Genomic DNA, 22,882 nt, shown 5'->3' with positions numbered 1-22,882 from the left:
GTGACTTACGTCGCGCGTGAACTCACGCTCGCGTTCCACGAACTCGCCGATTCGTGTCGTCAGGGAGGCCAGGCCACGCGCCAGAACATCAACTTCGCGAGTACGAAGGCCCTGCTCGGCAATGAGCGGGGGATCGTCAGGCTGCATCGCTTCAACCCGCCGTGCGAGCTCCGAAAGCGGCGCGGCCATGCGCCGCGCAAGCCAGAACCCCAGAATCAGGGCAATCGCCACCACCAGCGAAACCGACCAGGCCAGCAATTCCACGATGCCACCCCGCATCCGGCGCACCACCAGTTGCTGATTGACTTCAGCTACCAGGAAAGCGATCTGTTCCGGGGACCTCTCTGGCCTGAGGCGCAGCAGGTGATAGTGCCTGCCGTCCGTCCCGGCAAATTCGGATCGGGTCGGCTCTGCAAGATAGCGTTCACGCAGGTCGTCCGGAAAGGTATTCGGGTCTTCATGAATTGTCATGAAGTCACTGCGCGGTGCAGCCCAGTCGCCGAATAGTTCATGGTGGACGATCTGGGCTTGTGCCTCGTGCTGCAGGGCATCGCTGAAAAAACGGTCCTCCAGCGCGTACAGAAAAAGCACGGCAATCGCGCTGAACAAGACCGCGACAAACAGCGTGAATGCCGCGAATGCCAGCATCAACCGCCGACGCATTGTCCATGGCGATTTCATGTGTCACTCACGAGGCGATAGCCCACGCCATGCACACTTTCGAGCATGGCATGGTCGAACGGCTTGTCGAGCACCTGTCGAAGCAGATAGAGGTGCGAACGCAAGGGGTCCGAGTCAGGCGCATCGTCACCCCAGAGCCGGGTCACCAGATCGGAGCGCGAAAGCGTTCGCGGCCAGGCTTCCGCCAGCTCGAGCAGGATGCGGAAGCTGGTGCGATGCAGGTTCAGGACCTGGCCCATGCGTTCGGCCGTCTGTTCGCGTCGATTGACCTTGAGGCTACCTATGCGCAATACGTGATCCCGACCAGCACGGTTGCGCATGGATAGAGCGAGGCAACGCGCGCGCAACTCTGCGTTGGCAAACGGCTTGGCCAGATAGTCGTCTGCACCGGCGGAAAAACCGCTCAGCTTGTCATCCAGCGAATCCCGCGCAGTAAGCATCAGAACCGGGACATGACGATCAGCCCTTGCGCGCAGTTGTTCGCAAACGCGCAGGCCATCCATGCCAGGCAGGGACAGGTCGAGGACGACAACATCAGGGCGGGATTCAAGAGCAAGCATCAGACCCGAATTGCCGTCACCGGCCTGACTGACCACGTGCCCGCTGGATTCGAACAAGGCCGCCATGTTGTCGCGCAGGGTCGGATTGTCTTCGATGATCAGTATGCGGAGTGCTTCGCTGGTCATTGCCTGCAGCCTGGTTGCGATCGTGCCGCCCATGTACGCTCGCCTGGTAGCCAAGCATAGCGGATCACCGGAAATCACCGAACCGATCGTTACCAGCGACCATGCCCTGCTGCCTTGAGGCAACGCTGGAATGGGCCACACCGATCATCCAGGCAATTTCCTTCTGGCGGAAGCGACCCTTGCGCGTTACCCTCGCGCACCTATGAATGAACCAGTCAGCAACGATTTCACTCTCGATCCGGATGACGGCGAGCGCCTGTCGAATCTGGTCGGCCCTTTCGACGAGCATCTGCGCCAGATCGAGTTGCGCATGGGTGTCGAGATCGCCAACCGCGGCAATGTATTCCGAGTGCTTGGTGACGAGCGCCATGTACACCTGGCGAGCCGCGTGCTGCGCCACCTTTATGACATTACGGAAACGGAAACCCTGACAGCGGCGCAGATCAACCTGCACCTGCAGGAATCCGGCATCGAGGCGATCACGGCGGAAATGGCCGAGGGAGTCCAGGAAGTCAGCGTCAAGGTCAAGCGCGGCATGATCAAGGGTCGTGGTCCAAACCAGGCTCGCTACCTGCATGCGATCGCCACGCATGACATCAATTTCGGCATCGGGCCGGCCGGAACCGGCAAGACCTACCTTGCCGTGGCCATGGCCGTCGATGCGCTGAACGACAATCGCGCACAGCGCCTGATCCTGGTTCGCCCTGCAGTCGAGGCCGGAGAAAAACTCGGATTCCTTCCGGGCGACCTGACCCAGAAGGTCGATCCCTACTTGCGCCCATTGTATGACGCCCTTTACGAGATGCTTGGCATCGAGCGCGTGACCAAGCTGATCGAGCGCAATGTGATTGAAATCGCACCGCTGGCCTACATGCGCGGCCGCACGCTCAACGATTCCTTCGTGATCCTCGACGAGGCGCAGAACACCACCGTCGAGCAGATGAAAATGTTTCTGACACGAATCGGTTTCGGTTCGATTGCCGTGGTCACCGGTGATGTGACACAGACCGACTTGCCGAAGCATGTCCGATCGGGTCTGCGCGATGCCACGGAGGTGCTGCGCGATGTCGAGGGCATCAGCTTTACTTTCTTCAACTCCAAGGACGTTGTTCGCCATCCACTCGTTCAGCGAATCGTGCGCGCGTACGAATCCCGCGAGGATGAACTGGAACGAATCAAGGCTGCCGACACGAAATGAAACTTCCTTCCTATCTGGTGCTTGCCCTGCTGCTTGCGCCCATCGTTGGCGTCGCCCAGACACTGAGCAATCCCGAGAGCGTGGAATTCCACGCGCGCCTCGATCGCACCTTGATCAGCAGCACCAACAACGGAACGATCGTCGCGCGTGATGCAGCGGGCACGCAAAGCCTGTTCAGCAGCGCACCGAGTTCACCCTACGGCATCGAGCTTTTGGCAGGTACCTTGTTTGTGCTCGATTCGGGACGCGTGAAGGGATACGACATCGACAGCGCCGCCGAGGTCATGAACCTGCCGTTGACCGGAGCAGGATTCCTCAACGGCATCACTTCCAATGGCATCGATACGCTGTATGTCAGCGACTTCTCCAGCAAGACCCTCTACACGGTCGATGTCGCCAACCTCGGCGCTCCAATCCAGAGCGCACCGATATCCACGGGCAGTTCAACGCCCAACGGACTGGTCTTTGATCGCGCCGGCCAGCGTGTACTCATCGCAACCTGGGGCAGCAATGCGAAAGTCCTCAGTCTCGACCTGACGCCAGGCGCGACCCCAGGCACGCTGATCAACACGACGCTGGGCAATATCGATGGCATCGCCCTGGACTGCAACGGCGCCATCATTGTCGCCGCATGGAGCAGCTGTGGTGCCAGCGGCGGCTGCCTGCGCCGCTTTGCGCCGCCCTTCAGCCTGACCTCGCCTGCACTGGTCATCACCAATGGACTTTCGAGTCCTGCTGACATCGACTATGACTGGGTCAGCGGCGATGTTGGCGTACCGCAAGCCGGCAACAACACGGTCAGCTTTCATGCCAGCGGCTGCGAGCCCGCCCTGTTTGCCAGCGATTTCGAACGCTGAACAGCCTGCATGAAGCTCGACCTGCTCCTTTCACGCAGTCCAGGGCTTTCGGCCAGGCAGGTTCCGGCCCGTTCGAGCTTCCAGACATGGCTGGAAGCCGCATTGCGGGGAGCTCGGCGCCGACGCGCCACAGAGCTGTCCATCCGCCTGGTCGATGCTGAAGAAGGACGCGCGCTGAATCGCGAATACCGTCATCGCGACTACGCAACCAACGTCCTGTCGTTTCCTTCCGATCTGATTCCAGAAATGGATTCGCCAATGATTGGCGATCTTGCGATCTGCGTTCCCGTGGTCATTCGCGAAGCCACGGAACAAGGCAAGTCGGTGCGCGATCATTTCGCGCACATGACCGTGCATGGAACCTTGCATCTTCTCGGCTACGATCATGAAGTCGATACCGATGCCGAACAGATGGAAGCCCTGGAACGAAAGGTGCTCGGAAACCTGGATATTGCGGATCCCTACCAGGATTGCTGACAGCGAGATCGGTCGTTAGGGTTGCGGTCGAACCCGGGCCCCACGCAATTGCGAATGACCCTCGATAGTGTCGGTCCAGACCAGCCAAGCCTCTCCGCCATGCGTCTGAATTTGCGGCAAGCCACTGGCATGGCCGCGCGCGGTCAATTTGGCGACCGCTCCCTGCTGGATCCTCTTTCCCGACCTTGCATCGAATCGCGCAAGCATGAGCTGTTGCGCATTGTCTCGCGTGGCTTCAATCAACCAGGTCATCCAGAGACTGTCTGCATCCAGGGCAAGGTTTACACGGCCAAGCAGCCCGGCTCCCTCGGCCACCTTCTGCGGCGCTTCGAAGGCATCACCGACACCGGTTGATCTAGCCAGTCGTATCGATGGCTGGCCATCGGCTTCGGTATACCAGCCTACCCAGACGTTTTTCTCGCTGGCAGCCACGGAGGGACCGTTGACCGGGCAACCGGCGAAATTCCAGTTGTCGGCGTGCACGGTGACTGGCGATGACCAGCTCGTGCCATTGAATCGTACAAGCCGTATATCGCGTATTTCTTCTGCAGTCCGGCCACGATAGGCAAGCACGGCACCCACGTCCGTCACCGCCACCGACGTCACGCAGCAGTCGCAGGTTGCACTGTCGAGCGCCCATTCCTCTGTTCTGGCTCCTTCGGCGTCAAACTTTGCCGCACGCAACATCATTGCGCCACCCGCATGGTCGTGGTGTTGGTGACCGCCCTCGGCGGGTGCCTGCTTCTGCCGGCTGTCCAGCCAGGCGATGCCCAGGGAATGGTCGCTGTCTTCCCATAGCGAAACGAATCCGTAGTCGAGTCGCGCACCCCTGGGTTCCAGTCGGATCGGTTCCGACCAGGTTCGCCCCTGATCCGTGGAGCGCACCAGGGCCACGCCGTAGTCGTAGACGCCGGAACCATTCTTGCGCAACCAGTGCGCCCAGAGCGTGCCGTCGCGAAACACGACCAGATGCGGTGTATCGGCCCAGTTGACGAACCAGTCGTCGCCGCTGGCGATGGTCTGTACGGAAGTCCAGTCGGGCTCGGAGATCGCTGATTTTTTCTTGCCTGCTGGCGACTGCAGTTGGCTGAATTGCAGGCGATGGCCCGTATCGAGTTTTTCCACCCAGCTCAGCGCAAGGCTGCCATCCGGCGCGCTGACCAGATCTGGTTGTGATCCAACTCCCGAACCGGGCAGGACCAGTTCGATCACCTCGAAATCCGTCTGCGCGGCCTGCAACATGCACGGTGTGCCGAGAAACATCATCAGCACCAGGCGCGAAACGGTACGCAAGCAATGAGTCATGACTTGAACTCGGTATCGGGTCGAAACTGCGATTGGAATGTGGGCAAGCGACTTCTGCACACGACACGTGAATTGTTTCGGCGATGAACCGAGCTCATGGCGGAGGCGCGCTGTCAAAGCCGTCGACGAAAATGGGATCACCCGCAGCCGCGCAAGTCTGCACCACGACATCGTCCAGATAGAAGCCATCCGGGACCCGACCGGTCGACGCATCCGTTGCCACCCTGAACCTGAAGCGTACCGATTGCCCTGCGTAGGCATTCAGATCAACGATCGTGCGCGACCAGTCACGCGGATCTCCGCACCAGGCCTGGCGGCCGCGTGCCGGATTGTTGAACGAGGTGCTGATCGGCCCGTCATAGCCACCAACCAGAAGCCTTCCATCCGGTACTTGCGTCCAGGTGGCTCCATCATCGACCGAAATATCGAGCAGAGCCCCGTCATAACACCCGGCCACGCGATTCTCGATGGTCTGATGGCTCCAGAACTGCAGACTCAGCGGGAGCTCGTCGGCTGGCAGATTCATGCCTGGAGAAACCAGGAGCTGGTCGGAATCATAGGCAAGATCCTGCGCCAGGAAAGATTGCACGCCACCATGCGCACGAGCCGTACTCAATGCCCAGGTGTCGTGGTCACCGGAATGGCTCCAGCCCGCTGCACCGCTCTCGAAATCCGTTGCGTACAGCGCACTGGCCAGCGTTCCAGTCGAACATTCACCGGGCAAGGGAACCGTCGTGAAGGACGAGATTGCCGTCGCCGAGGTTTCCCCGCATGCGTTGATCGCCGTGACGCGCCAGTAATAGGTTGTCGAATAATCCAGCGGCGCGCCCACGTTGTGTGACGAGGTATTCGAAAGGAAGCTGTAGACGACGTTTCCGAAACTCGCATCGCTGGCAATTTCGATGCGGTATCGGCGTGCCTGGCTGGCAGGTGTCCAGCTCAACAGCGGTTGGCGATCCTGATTGACCGCACCGGATGCTGGAGCAGTCAGATCGAACGCCGATGGTCCTGCATTCGACAAGTCCAGTTGCGTGCTGCGGGCGCGCGTCACGCCGCCACCGCTGGCTACCAGCTTCAGCGAGTAGTTGCCAGGCACGGTGCCGGCAAGGTTGCCAATGGTCAGCGCATTGCTGCCCGGTACTGGCATCGGGTTGGTTGCGAAAACCGTAGTGGCACCGATCGGCGCGCCATCCGAAGTCAGCGACACGGCTTGGCCGAATCCAAGAATCGGTTCCGTGGTGATGGCAACCGTGGCCGAATTCGCAGTTGCCGTGCAGACCTCCTGGGCCGCCGGCTGCACATCGAGGACAAACCCGGAGCTGCTCGCACAGTTGTTGCAGACCAGGGCGAAGTCCTGATCGGTCGGATCGGCATTGCCAGGAACGCCGTCGCCGGCAATGTTCAGGCCGCGCACAGTGATCGTGAACGGCCCGGTGCTGCCCGCAGGCAGGTAGATCACTTCGACATTGTTGCGTGTGTCAGGCAATCCATCGGCATAGCTCCATTGGCCGTTGAGCTGGTTGCCGCGGTACAGCCGTGTACCGATCCGGATTTCCAGATCCAGGTTGTTCACCTGCGGGCTGGTTCCAACCGCACCGGGGGCATCCGTCCAGGCCAGGACCACACGCAAGGGCTTGACGGAATCCACGACTTCGCCCTGCCAGCTCCAGACCTCGCCGGATGCACCCAGCATGTGATCCTGATTGACGATGAAGTGAGGCGTGCTGCTGAACATGTCTTCGAGATCCGGCATGCCGAATCCCTGGGCATTGCTCGGCAGGTTGTCGTTCGCGCCCTCCCCCGTGAGATAGGTGGGATGGGAAACCAGCCACGCCTTCATCAGGGCCGGCGACGGCTCGGATGGCACTCCCGAATCGTACTCGAGGCTGCCGCGAGCATTGGCTATCCACCACCAGGCGAGTGACGCAACTCCTGAAACTGCAGGTGCCGAATGACTCGTTCCGGAACTGGCTGCATAGGTCGCATTTCCCAGCGGTCGAGTGGCATCACATATGCCGGGGGGGCCAACAGGATTGGCCTGGGTGCCGGTTACGTGCGTCCCTGGAGCGATGAGTTCGGGCTTGATTCGATTGCCCGGAGCCGGCCCGCGCGAGGAAAAGAAAATCACGTCCATCGCATCGTCGGCACCGCTTGGGCCGATCTGGCAACCATCGACCCACGCGCCATTTTCGTCCTGCGGACGGGGATTCTCGGCCGCACCCACGGTGATCATGTTCTTGCCGTTCGCAGGCGTGCCGACGGTGCTCGATCCCGAACCATTGTTGCCGGCGGAAAAAATCGTGATGAGTTGCTGATTGCCGGCGCTACCCGAATCGGCATCGCGCGTCCCGGCGTCATAGGCCTGCGAAGAAATATCGTATTGCCCCGCGCATGCACCGCAGCCCCAGGAGTTGTTCGAGATGCGTGCGCCGGCGGCGTAGCTGGCCTCGATCACCCCGGTATAGGTTCCGCCACAGGCATTCTGGTCGAACCCCGGGGCGAACAAGCGAGTCCCGCCCAGTCGGCCGAACGGGTTCATGCCAAGCCCGCGCTGGTATTCACCGGGGAATCGCGCACCCGGCGTACTGCCGTTGTCACGCAAGTCGAAGCCAGCGGCAATATTCGCGTTGAGATGACCGTGACCATCCACTGGGCCGTTCTGGACGGTGCAGGCCTGGTTGTAAACCAGACGCGTGGCGCCGCCACTTTCGCCGGCGACGTTCAAGGTCGGATCACCACTCAGCACGGTGCGGTTGCCAATTCCGGAATCGGTAATGTCGAGCACCGGATAGGCTTGCGGGTCGGCCGGAAAACCCAGGGCCTGCAACCATGGCAGATACCCCGATTGAAGCGGTTCGGATTGATCAGCCGTCAGATGACCGCGGATGATCTGTGCCTGCACTTCATCATCGAGGGCCGGCTCGAAATATTCGCCAACCCAGAACACGTCCGACCACTCGATGATTTCGCGCACCTGGGCGAGGCTGGCATCGAAGCGCGCGATTTCGTAATCCAGCTGCGGGCTCCAGTCGAGCACCGGCTTGAGGCCCATGTCAGTGAAGCGCTGGCGTGATGCTGCGTCCTCGGCATGTCGATAGCGCTGGATCACGATTTCGACCTTTGCATCGCCAGGGCTGCCATCATTCATGCGATCAAACAGCGAGTTGCCCAGCTTGATGAAGCCTGGCAGCGGAGTGCTGTACTGGAGGATCTGGCCGGCCTGCGCAAGCGTATCCAGCTTCGATCGCGCACCGGCATCTGCCCAGACGAGATAGCCATTGCTGTCGATGTACTGGATCGGCGTGGCGCCGGCAACGCGCAGCTGATCGAGCCAGGCATCCTTGACCGGACCGGTGAACTGGACGAGCTGCAGGGCAGCTCGGCTGGGCTCGGCCAGGCGGAACCCCTGTGGCGCCGTGAATGAAGGCAGCCGCGTATCGATAGTCAGCCGATCAAGCTTCAGAAGATGGGCATCAGCCAGTGGCCATGCAGTCGACGGCGCCAGCGCTGGGCTCCCTTCAAAAAGACGGTAGCTACCGTAGTCGGCAATCAACCTGAACGACGCCGGCGCAGGTATTCCCGCTGGCACGACCCATGATTCAGCCATTGCCGGCAAGACTGCCGGGCAGGCGACGCTGATGGACAGCGCTAGAAGGCAGAATTTGCGCATGCTTCCGGGGAATCCTGCTTATCGTTGATCGATTGACGCGGACAGGCGGCGAATACCGGGACAGGGTAACCGCATTGGCCCATGCGTTCATGCATCCCGGACAGTCCGAACATTGTGATTGTGAAGGCATGCGGGCACCCCCGTGGCCGGTCCCGATCCGCAGCCGACATCCTGAAGGCCTTGAACCCCGGCTAAATTGCCGCCACCTGTCGAGGTTCGAGCAGCCATTTTGGCACGCTATAGTGGCCTGCCCGCCCCCTTTCAAACGACTCCGATCCTGCCCATGGACATGATCCGCATTCGCGGTGCGCGCACGCACAACCTCAAGAACATCGACATTGATCTGCCGCGGAACCGCCTGACCGTGATCACGGGCCTGTCCGGTTCAGGCAAGTCATCACTGGCATTCGACACGATCTACGCCGAAGGCCAACGTCGCTACGTCGAATCGCTGTCGGCCTATGCGCGGCAGTTTCTGTCGATGATGGAAAAACCCGACGTCGATCATATCGAAGGCTTGTCGCCAGCCATCTCGATCGAGCAGAAATCGACCTCGCACAATCCACGCTCGACGGTCGGCACGATCACCGAGGTCCACGACTACCTGCGTCTGCTCTACGCGCGAGTCGGTTCGCCTCGCTGTCCCGATCATGGCCAGACCCTGGAAGCGCAGACGATCAGCCAGATGGTCGATGCCGCGCTCGCCCTGGATCCGAAGAAACGCTGGATGCTGCTCGCACCGGTGGTGCGCGAACGCAAGGGGGAACACGTGCAGGTGTTCGAGCAGCTGCGTGCGCAGGGTTTCGTTCGCGCCCGCGTGGATGGCGTCACCCACGAACTGGATGCCGTGCCATCGCTGACATTGCGCCAAAAGCATACGATCGAAGCCGTTATTGATCGCTTCCGCGCGAAAGCCGACATCAAGCAGCGGCTGGCCGAATCGTTCGAGACGGCATTGCGCCTGGGCGACGGCATCGCGCTACTGGTCGACATGGATGACGAGGCTGCGCCAGTGACGACGTTTTCTTCGCGCTATTCCTGTCCGATCTGCGACTACGCCCTGCCCGAACTGGAACCACGCCTGTTCTCGTTCAACTCGCCGATCGGCGCTTGTCCGGCCTGCGATGGACTGGGCATCACCCAGTTCTTCGATCCGGCACGCGTCGTCGTGCATCCGGATCGCGGCTTGTCCGCCGGCGCGGTGCGCGGCTGGGATCGGCGCAACATGTATTACTTCCAGATGATTCTTTCGCTGTCGAAGCACTACAAGTTCGACGTCGAAGCGCCATGGAACACGCTGCCTGAAAAGATACGCCAACGCGTGCTGTATGGATCCGGCGATGAGCAGATTGCGTTCAGCTACGTGATGGAGAGTGGCGGGAAAGTAACCCGCAAGCACCGCTTCGAAGGCATCATTCCCAACCTCGAGCGACGCTACAAGGAAACCGAATCGCCGGCCGTGCGCGAGGAGATCGCGAAATTCATCAGCCCGCAATCCTGTCCGGAGTGCGAGGGCCAGCGACTCAACCGTTCAGCACGCAATGTGTTTGTCGGCGACATCAATCTGCCGACAGTCAGCGCCCTGCCGATCGATGAAACCTATGACTACTTCCAGGATTTGAGCCTGCCGGGATGGCGTGGCGAAGTCGCGGCGAAAATCGTCAAGGAAATCCGCGAGCGCCTGCGTTTCCTGGTCGACGTCGGCCTCAACTACCTGACCCTGGATCGGCAGGCCGACTCGCTCTCCGGCGGCGAGGCACAACGCATTCGTCTGGCCAGCCAGATCGGCGCCGGCCTGGTGGGTGTCATGTATGTGCTCGATGAACCATCCATCGGCTTGCACCAGCGCGACAACGAGCGTCTGCTTGGTACGCTGGTGCGCCTGCGCGATCTCGGCAACAGCGTGATCGTCGTCGAGCACGATGAAGACGCAATCCGCGCTGCGGACCACATTGTCGACATCGGGCCCGGCGCAGGGGTACACGGCGGCGAGATCGTTGCCCAGGGCAAGCTCAAGGACATCCTCAAGGCACCACGCTCGCTGACGGGTCAGTATCTCTCAGGCAAGCGCCGCATCGAAGTGCCGAAGAAGCGACGCAAGGTCGATCCAGAGCGCGTGCTGCGGATTGTCGGCGCATCAGGCAACAACCTGAAGTCCATCGATGCCGAAGTGCCAGCCGGCCTGCTGACTTGCGTGACGGGTGTATCCGGGTCGGGCAAGTCCACGCTGATCAATGACACGCTGTACCGACAGACCGCCGTCGAATTGAATGGCGCAAACGAGATACCCGCACCGTTCAAGAAGATCCAGGGGCTGGACCTGTTCGACAAGGTGGTGGAAATCGACCAGTCGCCGATCGGACGCACACCACGATCGAATCCGGCCACTTATACCGGCCTGTTCACCCCACTGCGCGATCTCTTTGCCCAGCTACCTGAATCGCGATCACGCGGTTACGGCCCCGGCCGCTTCAGTTTCAACGTCAAGGGTGGACGCTGTGAAGCCTGCCAGGGCGACGGCCTGATCAAGGTCGAGATGCACTTCCTGCCCGATGTGTATGTTTCCTGTGATGTCTGCCATGGCCGGCGCTACAACCGGGAAACGCTGGACATCGCCTACAAGGGCCACACCATCGCCGACGTTCTCGAAATGACCGTCGAGGACGCGCAAGTGCTGTTCAAGCCGGTACCCGCGCTTGCACGCAAGCTCGACACGCTCATGGATGTCGGTCTTGGATATATCACGCTGGGCCAGAGCGCGACCACGCTCTCTGGGGGCGAGGCACAACGCGTCAAACTGTCGCGCGAGCTGAGCAAGCGCGATACCGGGCGCACGTTGTACATCCTTGATGAACCCACCACCGGCCTGCACTTCCACGATATCGAGCAATTGCTGAAGGTCCTGCATCGGCTTGCCGATGACGGCAATACCGTGGTCGTCATCGAGCACAATCTCGACGTGATCAAGACCGCGGACTGGATCATCGATCTCGGCCCCGAGGGTGGCGGCGGCGGCGGCACGATCATCGCCAGCGGAACGCCCGAGCAAATCGCCAAGGTCAAGGCATCGCATACCGGACGCTTCCTGGCGCCGGTCCTCGCGAGCTCAAAAAAGAAGAAGGCGGCATGAACGAATCGGATCAACCATTGCTGATACGCGTGCCCATCACGGTGCGCTGGCGCGATCTTGATGCCTACAACCACGTCAACAACTCGGTGTTCCTGACCTATCTCGAAGAGGCGCGCCTGGTCTGGCTTGCCGGGCTCGACGGTGACTGGAAGACCGAAACGCTGAGCCCCGTGCTGGCTGCCAGCCAGGTCAACTTCCGCGATCAGATCGAGTGGCCCGCAGAGCTCGTGGTGGAAGTGCGCTGTGAGAAACTGGGCAACAGTTCGCTGACGCTATCCCACCGCGTCACTTCAGCCGATGGAACCAGGCTGTACAGCGATGCCAGCGTGGTCATGGTGTGGATCAATCCGCAAACCGGCCGCCCCGCGACCCTGCCCGCCGCTGTTCGCTCAGCCTGCGAACGGTAGCTGAGCCGGACTGCAGCCGAACACCCGGTGTCGATTCGCGACGGTTACCAGTCCGCACTGATCTTGAGCATGAAATTCCGCCCGGGTTGTGTGTACAAATCCAGATCCGCCGAATCGGGGCCGAGACCGCGAACGCTCAGCCAGTCCCAGTAGCGCCGGTCGCCGAGATTCCTCAGCGCCAGATCGAGACGCACGTGGTCACCCAGGTGGACCCAGGTGTTGAGGTCGACCACGGAGAATCCCGCAGGCTGATATAGCGGTCCATTGCTGGTGTCAATGCGGGAAACGGGCTGTACGCCCGTCACGGACAATTGCGCGCCCCAACGTTCGGCCTTGTCCTGCCAGCCCGCTACCAGAGTGGCGCGACCTGGCGTGATCGTGTTCAGTGGCTGGTCGCGCACGGTGTCCGTACCGCGCAACCAGTTCAGCCGCATGTCTACGTAGAACCCCTGCAGCGATTCCCGCCCTAGGCCAGGCAACCAGTGCGCTTCGGCTTCGATTCCCTGGATCCGTGCGCGATCGCGATTGACCGACTGGAACACGAGTGCGCCCGACGCGGGATCAATACCGAGGTTGGCGCGGGAATCGATGAGGTCCCGGAAATGGTTGTCATAGATGGCCACCGACGCGCGCAGCGCAGGGCTATTCCAGCGCATGCCGGCTTCCAGACCATAGCTGCGTTCTGCCTTCAGATCCGGATTGGGCTTGACCAGATAATTGAAGGTCGGCAGATAAAGCCCAACGTTCACATCCGAAAAAGGCGGCGCCCTGTAGCCGCGCACGCCCTGCAGGTAGAACGTGGCGTGTTCACTGGCAACGAAGCGCAATCCAAGCTTCGGTGTCCATTGCGTGTTGGCGAGATCGGCGGGCACGCTGTCGGGATTGTCCTGCGACCAGATCTCGTCGGCGTGGGCATCGAGCGAATAGCGCTCCCAGCGCAAACCCGGCGCAACCGTCCAGCGCGGCGCAAAACTGATTTCGTCCTGCCAGAAAATGCCCAACTCCTGCACCTTCGAAGTCGGGAAGTCGCGCACCGGAAATGCCTCCCCAAGGATGACATCAGACCCTTGCCCGCTGTCGAGATTGAACTGTGTGCCGGTGCGCAAGCCTTCGTAGTCATGCCGGGCCATGTCGATACCGAATACCTGCCAATGAAGAACCTCGCCCCATTGAGTACGAGATTGCGCAACGAGCTCGAGGCCGCGGCTGCTCTGTTCGTATTCGAACTCGCGCGCGCGCAGGGTCGGATACGGAGTCAGCACGTCGGCAAGTCGATACTGATCCGTCGACTGCCGCGTGCTGGAATCCTGCTGGTAGACAAGCAGGTCAATCGCATCAATGGCGACCCACGGTTGCGACCAGGATGCAGCGAGGCTTGCCCGATCGCGCTTCCATTCGTCGTCCGCATCGAGCGCATAGGTCGTGCTGTATCGTCCAGCGCCGAACACCAGCGACTGCACATCGGTTTGCTGGCTTCCTGCTCCGTGATCAAGGGTCAGCGTCCAGAGTCCGGCATCTCCGCTGTCGTGGACGATTTTGGCAAGCACCGCTTCCCGCGCAAGGTCGGCCGGATTGGATGGCATGCCACCCTGGCCGGGATTGTTCTCGACCTCATGTCCCTGCACCCTCGAGGCTAGGAACAAACCGCTCCAGCCCTGATTTTCCGCAGCGAGCGCGGCGGCAGCGAACCTGCTGTCATCCCGGCTCGCGACGCCGGTGGAGCCGCCGATGGCCACGGGATTGCCGCGCCACAGAAAATCCTCCGGCGCGCGAGTGGTGAAGGAAACTACACCAGCCAGGGCCTTGCTGCCGTAAAGAGTTGAAGCCGGCCCGCGCAGCACCTCGACACGTTGCACGGCATCAAGCGCAACCAGATCTCGCCCTGCCAGGGCGAACTGCCCCACACCAAAACCATCCGGCAGTGGCACGCCATCAATCTCGATACTGACCCGATTGCCTTCCAGGCCCCGGATGTTGAATCCCTGCCGTCCAAACCGGACTGCATCGACCGGTACGCTGACTCCTGGCACCAACGCCGCCAGATCGGCGATGTCGAGAACACCATTGCGTTCGAGCTGATCACGTTCGACGATGCTGACACTGCCGACGACCTGTTGCAGAGGTTCCGGCGCCCGGCTGCCGACAACCACAACCGGCTCAAGCGCAACCACGTCGGCATCTACCGGTGATTGCGCGTCAACGCCGCCTGTGGCGATCAATCCCAGGATGAAAGTGAAGCTCCTGAGGAACGAGGGGGATGCCGGCATGTTGAAGAATCCATGTCTACGAAATGTCGATTCTCCATTGACTGGCCGCGCGCGCATTGATCCGCCTCAAGTGCGCGCTGAATTCTTCGGATTCCGCATGCATTTCGTGAATGTGACGGTGGCTTGATCTGGGTCATGGCGGTCCAGACCTGCGCGTGGAAACTGACACTCATGGGACCGGAAACCGGGTTCCGCCTGCTTTGTCGTCAAGGGAGTCCGTCATGAACAAGAGTCAGGTCTGGGGAGTTCTTCTGGCGATGCTGTGGCTGGGAGGCCATGCCATTGCCCAGGATGTTGCAAATGAACGTCCACCCAAGCAGGGCGATGAAGTCGGCAAGGCCGCCTACATGGCCAATTGCGCGGCCTGCCATCAACTCGATGGAAAAGGCTTGCCGGGCGCATTCCCGCCACTCGCAAATTCCGACTATCTGAATAGTCGTGATGGCAAGGAAATCGCCGGGCATGTGTTGCAGGGAATGACCGGCACCATGACCGTCAATGGCGAAACCTACAACAACGTAATGCCGGCACAGAGTCACTTGAGCGATGCGGACATCGCCGCAATCATCAACTATGTCTATGCGAGCTGGGACAATTCGGGCAAATCGCTTACCGAAGCGGACGTGACCGAACAGCGCAGGGCGCTTGAAGTCAGTTCCGACAAGGCCCAGGGCGAGATGCATCCGGGCACCTCACGGAGCATGGAAAACTACCAGGGGGCTCCGTCGCTTGCCGGTGCCGAAGGCGTGGAGATGATCCTCAATCCCGACGCCCCGCCAATCAGCAAGCCCGAGTACACCGAATCCACGCAGATCTTTTTCGAGCGTTGTGCCGGCTGCCATGGCGTGTTGCGAAAGGGTGCAACCGGCAAGCCGCTGACACCGGACATCACGCGGGCCAAGGGCACCGACTACCTGAAGGCACTGATCAACTTCGGCTCTCCGGGTGGCATGCCAAACTGGGGCACGTCCGGCGATCTGACGCCCGAGCAGGTCGACATGATGGCGCGCTTCCTTCAGCACGATCCGCCGGCTCCGCCAGAATGGGGCATGCCGGAAATGATGGCTTCGTGGAAGGAGATCATTCCGGTCGACCAACGCCCGACCAGCAAGCAAAACGACTACAACATCGACAATTTCTTTGCCGTCACGCTGCGCGACTCGGGCGAAATCGCCCTGATTGATGGCGACAACAAGAAGATCATCAGCGTCATCAAGACCGGATACGCAGTACACATCTCGCGCCTCTCGCACTCTGGACGCTATGTCTACACGATCGGCCGTGACGGCAAGATCGACCTGATCGACCTGTGGATGAAGAATCCCGGTCGTGTGGCCGAAATCAAGATCGGCCTCGAAGCACGCTCGGTCGAGACCTCAAAGTTCAAGGGCTTCGAAGACAAGCTGGCCATCGCCGGCGCCTACTGGCCTCCGCAGTTCGTGATCATGGATGGCCCGACCCTGAAGCCACTCAAGATCGTGTCTACGCGCGGTCCGACGGTTGATACCCAGGAATATCATCCAGAACCCCGAGTCGCGGCGATCGTGGCCAGTCATGAGCATCCGGACTTCATCGTCAACGTCAAGGAAACCGGGCGTGTATTGATGGTCGACTACAGCAACCTCGACGCACTCAACATCACGACGCTCGATGCCGCCCGCTTCCTTCACGATGGGGGCTGGGATGTCACCAAGCGCTACTTCCTGACGGCGGCCAACCAGTCCGACAAGATCGCCGTGGTCGATTCCCGCGAACGCAAGATGGCCGCACTGATCGACGTGGACAAGATTCCGCACCCGGGTCGCGGCGCGAACTTCGAACATCCCAAGTACGGTCCGGTGTGGGGCACATCCGCACTTGGAAACGAGAACATCACATTGATAGGTACCGATCCGGAGAACCATCCGGAAAATGCATGGAAAGTGGTAGAGATACTCAAGGGCCAGGGCGGTGGATCGCTGTTCATCAAGACCCACCCGAAGTCGAGCAACCTCTGGGTCGACACCACGCTCAACCCGGACCCGAAACTGAGCCAGTCCATCGCCGTCTTCGATATCGAGAACCTGGACGCGGGATTCGAGGTGCTGCCGATCGCCGAATGGGCGAACCTCGGCGAAGGCCCCAAGCGTGTCGTTCAGCCCGAATACAATTCCAGGGGTGATGAGGTCTGGTTTTCAGTCTGGAATGGCAAGGACCAGAACAGCGCGCTGGTGATCGTCGATGACAAGACCCGCAAGCTGAAGAAGGTAATCAAGGACAAGCGTCTGGTGACACCCACCGGGAAGTTCAACGTCCACAATACGGTTGACGACGTCTACTGACCTGAACGGTTCCGCCCTCCAGCTGAATCGAATCATTGCGAGGCCCCGATTATGGGGCCTCTTTTTTTCGCGGACTTCACGCTGTGGGTGTCTGGCCCCTTCGCAGAACGTGCCTGTGCAGCAACCGGCGTCGATGCGACAATGCCGGTGCAGACACGAGATCGCGGAGTGCCAATGCAGCAACCCACCGAACAGCCGGCCCAGGCAAAGACATCCGTCACGGAACGCCGGGAATCGCTGCAGCTGAAAATCAACGGCAAGCCGTACTTCCATGACGGCGATGCGGCCATGCCGCTGCTCTGGTATCTGCGCGATGTGCTGCGCCTGACCGGCACCAAGTATGGCTGCGGGATCGGCGCTTGCGGCGCATGTACCGTGTTGATCGCCGGCAAGGCCACGCGCGCTTGCGTAACCCCGATGCAGGCAACCGCCGGGCAGGAAGTCACCACGATAGAAGGGCTCGAGGGCGAACAGTTGCATCCGGTCCAGCAAGCCTGGATCGAGAATGATGTCGCCCAATGCGGCTATTGCCAGGCCGGTCAGATCATGGCGGCTGTCGACCTGCTCTCACGCAAGCGCAAACCATCCGAAAAGGATATCGCCAGTATCGGTAATCTTTGTCGCTGCGGAACCTATCCACGCATTCGTAGTGCGATCCTGCGCGCCGCTGCGCTGACCCTGGAACGCGGGGGATGAGCGAACCACGCGATTTCAGCCGACGCCGCTTCCTCCAGTTCGGACTCACGGCCAGCGGTGCGCTACTGGTTGGCTTCCATGGCGACGCCCTCGCCGCCCGCGAGTCGGTTCCTCCCGAGCTGCTCGGTGACGACCTGACCCGATTGACCGCCTTCGTCATGATCGAACGCGACAACCGTGTCGTCATCGGCGCCCGCGGTTGCGAGATCGGCCAGGGCGTCATCACTTCGCTGCCGATGCTGATCGCGGAGGAACTCGACGTCGAATGGTCCAAGGTACGCGTCATCCAGTTGCCCTACGGCTACGAGGTGGTCGACGGCAAGCCCGGCAATCGCTATGGAAGCCAGTTCGCCGGCGGCAGCATGAGCATTTCCACCGGCTGGAAGGACTTGCGTGAAGCTGGAGCAACTGCCCGCTGGCTGCTTGTGAGAGCGGCTGCGGATGCCTGGCGGGTAAAGGCAGAAAGCCTGCAAACTCAGGCAGGCCATGTACTGCATGCCGATGGGCGCAGGCTCAGTTACGGAGCACTGGCACGAACGGCCGCCGCTATTGCGCCGCCGAAGTCGCCGGTAGCTACCAAGAAACCTCAGGATTTCGACCTCATCGGCAAGCCGACCCGAACCGTGGACGGTCGCAATATTGTCACCGGTCAGACCCGCTACGGCATCGACGAAATGCTCAGCGGTGCGCTGGTCGCAGTGATGCTGCGCTGCCCCTATCTTGATGGCAGCCTGGAAAGTCTCGAGGACAACGAAGCGCGCGCAATTCCGGGTGTGCGCGATATCGTCATCATCGAAGGGCCGAAACCGGATGAGGTCTTCGATGGGCCACTCGCGGCAGGCATCGCCGTACTTGCTGACAACACCTGGGCAGCACTCCAGGGCCGCAAGGCGCTCAAGCCGGTGTGGAAGCAGGGTCCGTGGGCCGATGAATCCAGTGCCAGCCTGAGCGCCCGCGCAAACGCCTTGCTCGACACCGGCGAGAGTGGCGTCGATGTGCGCATGGATGGCGACATGGAGAAATCGCGCAAGCAGGCACGACACACCGTGCAGGCCCGCTATGAAGTGCCGTTCCTGGCCCATGCCACGATGGAGCCGCCGGGCGCACTGATCGAGCTGCGCGCGGACGGCGCGCTGTTGGTGGCATCCATGCAGAACCCGGCAGGTGCCTCGCGCATCATCAATCGACTGACAGGCCTCGCACGCGAAAACATCGAGATCCGCCTGCCTCGATCCGGTGGCGGCTTTGGCCGGCGCCTGCAAAACGACTTCGTCGCGGAAGCCGTACTGATTGCCCAGAAGGCGGGCAAGCCGGTAAAGCTGATGTGGACGCGCGAGGATGACCTGACCCATGATTTCTACCGACCCTTCGGCGTGCATGCGATGAGCGCGACGCTGGACCGGAAGAACCGTATCAGCGGATGGTCACATCGCTGCGCAGCGACGTCGAGGACCTACCGAACCGAAGGCATGCAGGACGATCCGCCATGGACCGGTACGCTGGAAGCAGATGATTTCCCGGCCGGGCTGGTCGATGACCTTGAGAAGATCTACTACCCCATTCCCTCCGGTATGCCGCGCGGCTGGTGGCGTGCGCCACTGCATACATTCCACGCATTCGCGGTGCAGAGCTTCATCGATGAAATCGCCTACGAAGTGCGGCGCGACGCCGTTCAGATGCGGCTTGAAATGCTGGGCGAGCCACGTGAAATTCCTTACAGCGGCCACGGCGGCCCGAACTTCGACACCGGACGCCTGGCCAATGTGCTCAAGCTTTGTGCCGAGAAGATTCGCTGGTCGGAAAGGCGCACCGATGGACGTGGAATCGGCATTGCCTGCCATTTCACGTTTGGCGGCTACAGTGCACACGCGTTCGAAATTTCGATGCAGGGCGACCGCCTGGTCATCCACCGTTCCATCTGCGTCGTCGATGTCGGTCGAGCAGTCAATCCACTGGGTCTGGAAGCACAGATCATGGGTGGCACGATCGATGGCATATCAACCGCATTGAACCTGAAGATCACCGTCAGGAATGGCCAGGTCCAGCAGCAGAATTTCCCCGACTACCCGCTGCTGACGATGGCCGACGCCCCGGCAAAAGTTGAAGTCCATATCGTGGAGTCGACACTCGATCCGGTCGGCGGCGGTGAAATGGGAATCGCCAGCGTGGCTCCTGCCCTGGCCAACGCGATCTTCGCAACGACCACCGTACGCATCAGGAAGTTGCCGCTGATGCCCGAATTGATGCGCATGCTCTAGCCCGGAGCGCATGTGTCCCTGCGATGTCGGGGTTCGCTGGCGCTCACCACCAACCTACGGGCGAGCGCAGAGAGTCTGCTCCTCGCAGGTTGGGCTGAGCCAAAGTGATGCCGTTGCATACGTGGAGTCAGTCGCGATGCTTTCTTCCTGGCTGACAGAGATCAGGAGCAGACGCATCGCGGTTAAAGCCGTTTCCTACGAAGAAATCCAAGGCAACGCTGCTACTCCGCCGGATCGCAGCCATCGGCCGCGCGGCGTTCCTTGTCCGCAGCGCGCTCGGCGATGCCTGCGCCATCCACCAAACCGATCCATTTCAGGTACTTGCGCGCGACCTTGTCGCCGACGGATTCATCGCGCGCGAATTTCCCGGCAAAGCGTGTGCGCTTGCAGTCCAGCGGATTTTCGCCGCGCGCTTCAATCTCGGCCCATTCCGCCCTCGCAGCCTCCTGCGGATTCTCGATCTTCTCCTTGCCAATGCGCACGGTCGCATTCGGCAAGCGCAGGGATCCATCGGCGTTGAACAGTTGCAGCGGTGCTTCGCCGGCGCTGCCGATTCGTGCCTGGGTGCTGGAACTTGAATCGGCATTCATAGGTGGCGGCGTCATCTCCGTCTGCGGTGGCTCGATCTGGATCGCAGAAGGTTTGCGCCGGAATTCCGCGGGCACGGGCTGCGGGACGGGTTCCGGAGGCAACTCGAAGACCTCGGGCGGTACGATGATGTCAACTATCACCGGACCACGATCCGGCAACATTCGCTGTACCGGCTGCATGGCCTGATCGAGTCCGACGATCCAGACCAGGTTCAGCAGGATGGCCAGCCAAACCAGGCCGATCACCGCATTTCGAGTGAAAGCCGGTGATCGCCAGAGACGCTCGCGCCTTAGCGCCTCCCCTGCGAAGCCATTGCGCAGGCGCGCGGATTCATTCGCGTCAAGCACAGGAGCCAAGGCGGGTGAAGCGAATGATCGGGACATTCAGTACAGGTATCCGGTATTGCGGGAACAGACGGCTGGCGCAGCATACGCAGACGACGCTAAACCCTCGTTAAGGAAGCTTGTGCGCAGCCGTGCGGGCGATCATCCAGTCGACCGTCCGCCCGGCGATCCCGGCCGCGTCGGCACCGAGCAGGGGGCCTGTATGCGAGCAGCCGTGCAACACTTCGAACTCGCCCGCACTGCGGGTTGCCAGGGCGCGGCTGACGACGATCGGGATATCGTTGTCATTCTGGCTGGCCATGACCAGTACCGGGCAACGAGGAAACTCGACCTGTATGCCCAGCCTGGCCTGTTCGAGCGCCAATCCGGATTCATCGCGCCAGCGTCGAAATGCAAAAAGGCAAGCCGCGTCATCCGCATCGGGCATGGCCCGCCGCGTCGACGCGATTGAGCGATTCTGCCCCCAGGGCACGAGGGCGGGATAAGCTTTTCCCAATGGTTTGGCCACGATTCCGACGGGCGGCATCGGATTGATCAGGACAAGGGCAGCGGCATGAACGTCGACCGCCACGGACAAGGCCAGCAACCCACCGAGACTCGCACCCACCAGCACGAGCGCAGCGTCCCCGGCCTGGGCAAGCTGGCGGGCGCTGTCGGCGACCTGCATGCGATAGTCCTCGAATCGAGTCTGCGCAAGCCCGCTGGCAACCGGCTGCAGGTCAGGTGCAGACACGGCAAGACCACGCGCCGCAATGACACGTGACCATTGATTCCATTCCCAACCGCCTGCACCCGCGCCATGGACGCAGAGAACCGCCAGGGAAGACCGATTTGAACTCGAAGCCATGGGCCATTATGGCGCAGCACAGGCATGGACCACCGGGTCGGATTGTCCCGCCTTCGGCCCGACTCTGCGGCAGCGCGGCTTGACCGCCCCTGCCGATCGCGCAACGCTTGGCGCGACGGTTCATCCAGCGCAGCACATGGCCCGAACGCCCAGGCAGCACCGAAACGGCGCGGACACGATGCTCGCCCTGCTCCACTATCCGGGAGGAATGTCATGTCGCACAGTACTGATGGGATCCGGAATATCGCATTGGCAGGCCATGCCGGCTCCGGCAAAACTACCTTGACTGAAGCCCTGCTGCATGCCGGCGGCACGATCCAGACGGCGGGCACGATCGAGCGAGGGAACACCATTTCCGACTTTGATCCGATGGAGAAGGAGCGCCAGCATTCGGTCCAGGCGACTCTTGTCGCGATCGATCGCGGCGACTGCCACGTCAACCTGATCGATACACCCGGCTATTCCGATTTCCGCGGGCCCACGCTTTCGGCACTGGCCGCCGTGGAAACCTGCGCAATCGTGGTCAACGCGACCAACGGAATCGAGCACACGACGCGTCGCATGATGGACTATGCGAAGTCACGCGGGCTGGCCAGGGTCCTGGTCGTGAACCGCATCGATACCGAATGTAATCTCGAAGCTCTGACTTCCGAATTGCGAGAGGAATTTGGAACTGAGTGCCTGCCCATCAACCTGCCTGCCGAAGGTGCAAGCAAGGTCGTCGACTGCTTCTTCAAGCCGGACGGCAAGGCAGATTTCTCGTCCGTGGCCGATGCCCACCAGCAGATCCTCGACCAGGTCGTGGAGATCAATGAAAAAATCATGGACCGCTACCTCGAGAAGGGTGAGAAATCCCTCAAGGGAAGCGAATTGCACGATGCATTCGAGCAATGCCTGCGCGAGGGGCACCTGGTCCCGATTTGCTTCGTATCTGCACGTACGGGCGCCGGCGTGACGGAATTTCTTGACCTGATCGACAGGCTGCTGCCAAACCCGCTTGAAGGCAATCCGCCCCCCTTCGTCAAGGGCGAAGGTACCAACGCCAAGTCGATTGTCGCCGAGGCGGATCCCGGCAAGCACGTGATCGCCGACGTGTTCAAGATCGCCAATGATCCATTCGTCGGCAAACTCAGCATTTTCAGGATCT

Annotated in this window: 15 protein-coding genes and 1 pseudogene; 9 read left to right on the top strand and 7 right to left on the bottom strand. The window is 61.1% G+C overall.

Annotated features, from left to right (window positions below; all coding sequences use genetic code 11):
• Together WBP53_RS06685 and WBP53_RS06680 are read right to left on the bottom strand one after the other, a co-directional pair.
• A pseudogene (locus tag WBP53_RS06685) lies at positions 1–681 on the bottom strand (hypothetical protein); the annotation flags it as partial.
• A complete protein-coding gene (locus tag WBP53_RS06680) occupies positions 678–1,400 on the bottom strand; it encodes a response regulator transcription factor (protein ID WP_423927192.1) in 723 nt (240 codons plus the stop codon). The pseudogene WBP53_RS06685 and the gene WBP53_RS06680, both read right to left, overlap by 4 nt.
• 169 nt (positions 1,401–1,569) lie before the next feature.
• On the opposite strand from WBP53_RS06680, the gene WBP53_RS06675 reads away from it, so the two are divergent.
• Genes WBP53_RS06675 through ybeY form a run of 3 tightly spaced genes read left to right on the top strand, consistent with a single transcriptional unit; the run spans position 1,570 to position 3,899 of the window.
• Positions 1,570–2,565: a PhoH family protein gene (locus tag WBP53_RS06675; protein ID WP_423927190.1), complete on the top strand. Its 996-nt coding sequence runs from the start codon at positions 1,570–1,572 to the stop codon at positions 2,563–2,565.
• The gene (locus WBP53_RS06670; RefSeq protein WP_423927188.1) at positions 2,562–3,422 is read left to right on the top strand and encodes a hypothetical protein; all 861 of its coding nucleotides are present in this window, start codon (positions 2,562–2,564) and stop codon (positions 3,420–3,422) included. Before WBP53_RS06675 ends, WBP53_RS06670 begins: the two co-directional genes overlap by 4 nt.
• A 9-nt stretch (positions 3,423–3,431) precedes the next feature.
• Positions 3,432–3,899, top strand: a complete 468-nt coding sequence (ybeY, locus tag WBP53_RS06665) for an rRNA maturation RNase YbeY (protein WP_423927186.1) — start codon at positions 3,432–3,434, stop codon at positions 3,897–3,899.
• A 15-nt stretch (positions 3,900–3,914) separates the two neighbouring features.
• Here ybeY and WBP53_RS06660 read toward each other — a convergent pair whose 3' ends face one another.
• Positions 3,915–5,204 (bottom strand): hypothetical protein, encoded by a 1,290-nt coding sequence (locus WBP53_RS06660; RefSeq protein WP_423927184.1) that lies wholly within the window; start codon positions 5,202–5,204, stop codon positions 3,915–3,917.
• Between the two features lie 94 nt (positions 5,205–5,298).
• On the bottom strand, positions 5,299–8,874 hold the full coding sequence (locus WBP53_RS06655; RefSeq protein WP_423927182.1) for a S8 family serine peptidase: 3,576 nt from the start codon (positions 8,872–8,874) through the stop codon (positions 5,299–5,301).
• 283 nt (positions 8,875–9,157) lie between these two features.
• Here WBP53_RS06655 and uvrA point away from each other — a divergent pair, with 283 nt between their 5' ends.
• Both uvrA and WBP53_RS06645 read left to right on the top strand, forming a co-directional pair.
• Complete coding sequence (gene uvrA, locus WBP53_RS06650) at positions 9,158–12,004, top strand: excinuclease ABC subunit UvrA (RefSeq protein ID WP_423927180.1); 2,847 nt, start codon at positions 9,158–9,160, stop codon at positions 12,002–12,004.
• A complete protein-coding gene (locus WBP53_RS06645) occupies positions 12,001–12,411 on the top strand; it encodes an acyl-CoA thioesterase (RefSeq protein WP_423927178.1) in 411 nt (136 codons plus the stop codon). The genes uvrA and WBP53_RS06645 overlap by 4 nt, the downstream gene beginning before the upstream one ends.
• A 44-nt stretch (positions 12,412–12,455) precedes the next feature.
• Here the strand turns inward: WBP53_RS06645 and WBP53_RS06640 are convergent, their stop codons facing one another.
• Entirely contained in the window at positions 12,456–14,678 is a 2,223-nt protein-coding gene (locus tag WBP53_RS06640) for a TonB-dependent hemoglobin/transferrin/lactoferrin family receptor (RefSeq protein WP_423927176.1), read from the bottom strand.
• 221 nt (positions 14,679–14,899) lie between these two features.
• Here WBP53_RS06640 and WBP53_RS06635 point away from each other — a divergent pair, with 221 nt between their 5' ends.
• The 3 genes from WBP53_RS06635 (at position 14,900) to WBP53_RS06625 (ending at position 19,953) form a co-directional block, all read left to right on the top strand.
• Entirely contained in the window at positions 14,900–16,999 is a 2,100-nt protein-coding gene (locus WBP53_RS06635) for a cytochrome D1 domain-containing protein (RefSeq protein ID WP_423927174.1), read from the top strand.
• A gap of 174 nt (positions 17,000–17,173) precedes the next feature.
• Positions 17,174–17,695, top strand: a complete 522-nt coding sequence (locus WBP53_RS06630; RefSeq protein WP_423927172.1) for a (2Fe-2S)-binding protein — start codon at positions 17,174–17,176, stop codon at positions 17,693–17,695.
• A complete protein-coding gene (locus tag WBP53_RS06625; protein ID WP_423927170.1) occupies positions 17,692–19,953 on the top strand; it encodes a molybdopterin cofactor-binding domain-containing protein in 2,262 nt (753 codons plus the stop codon). The genes WBP53_RS06630 and WBP53_RS06625 overlap by 4 nt, the downstream gene beginning before the upstream one ends.
• 221 nt (positions 19,954–20,174) lie before the next feature.
• On the opposite strand, the gene WBP53_RS06620 is transcribed toward WBP53_RS06625, so the two are convergent.
• On the bottom strand, positions 20,175–20,927 hold the full coding sequence (locus WBP53_RS06620) for a hypothetical protein (RefSeq protein WP_423927168.1): 753 nt from the start codon (positions 20,925–20,927) through the stop codon (positions 20,175–20,177).
• 70 nt (positions 20,928–20,997) lie between these two features.
• Positions 20,998–21,735: an alpha/beta hydrolase gene (locus WBP53_RS06615; protein ID WP_423927166.1), complete on the bottom strand. Its 738-nt coding sequence runs from the start codon at positions 21,733–21,735 to the stop codon at positions 20,998–21,000.
• Positions 21,736–21,948: 213 nt separating this feature from the next.
• On the opposite strand from WBP53_RS06615, the gene WBP53_RS06610 reads away from it, so the two are divergent.
• Positions 21,949–22,882: GTP-binding protein (locus tag WBP53_RS06610; RefSeq protein ID WP_423927164.1), on the top strand; the 934-nt coding region annotated here is incomplete at its 3' end.

The sequence above is a fragment of the Dokdonella sp. genome (assembly GCF_049593775.1).
Lineage (GTDB): Bacteria > Pseudomonadota > Gammaproteobacteria > Xanthomonadales > Rhodanobacteraceae > Dokdonella.
This window is presented reverse-complemented; position numbering and strand designations above follow the sequence as displayed.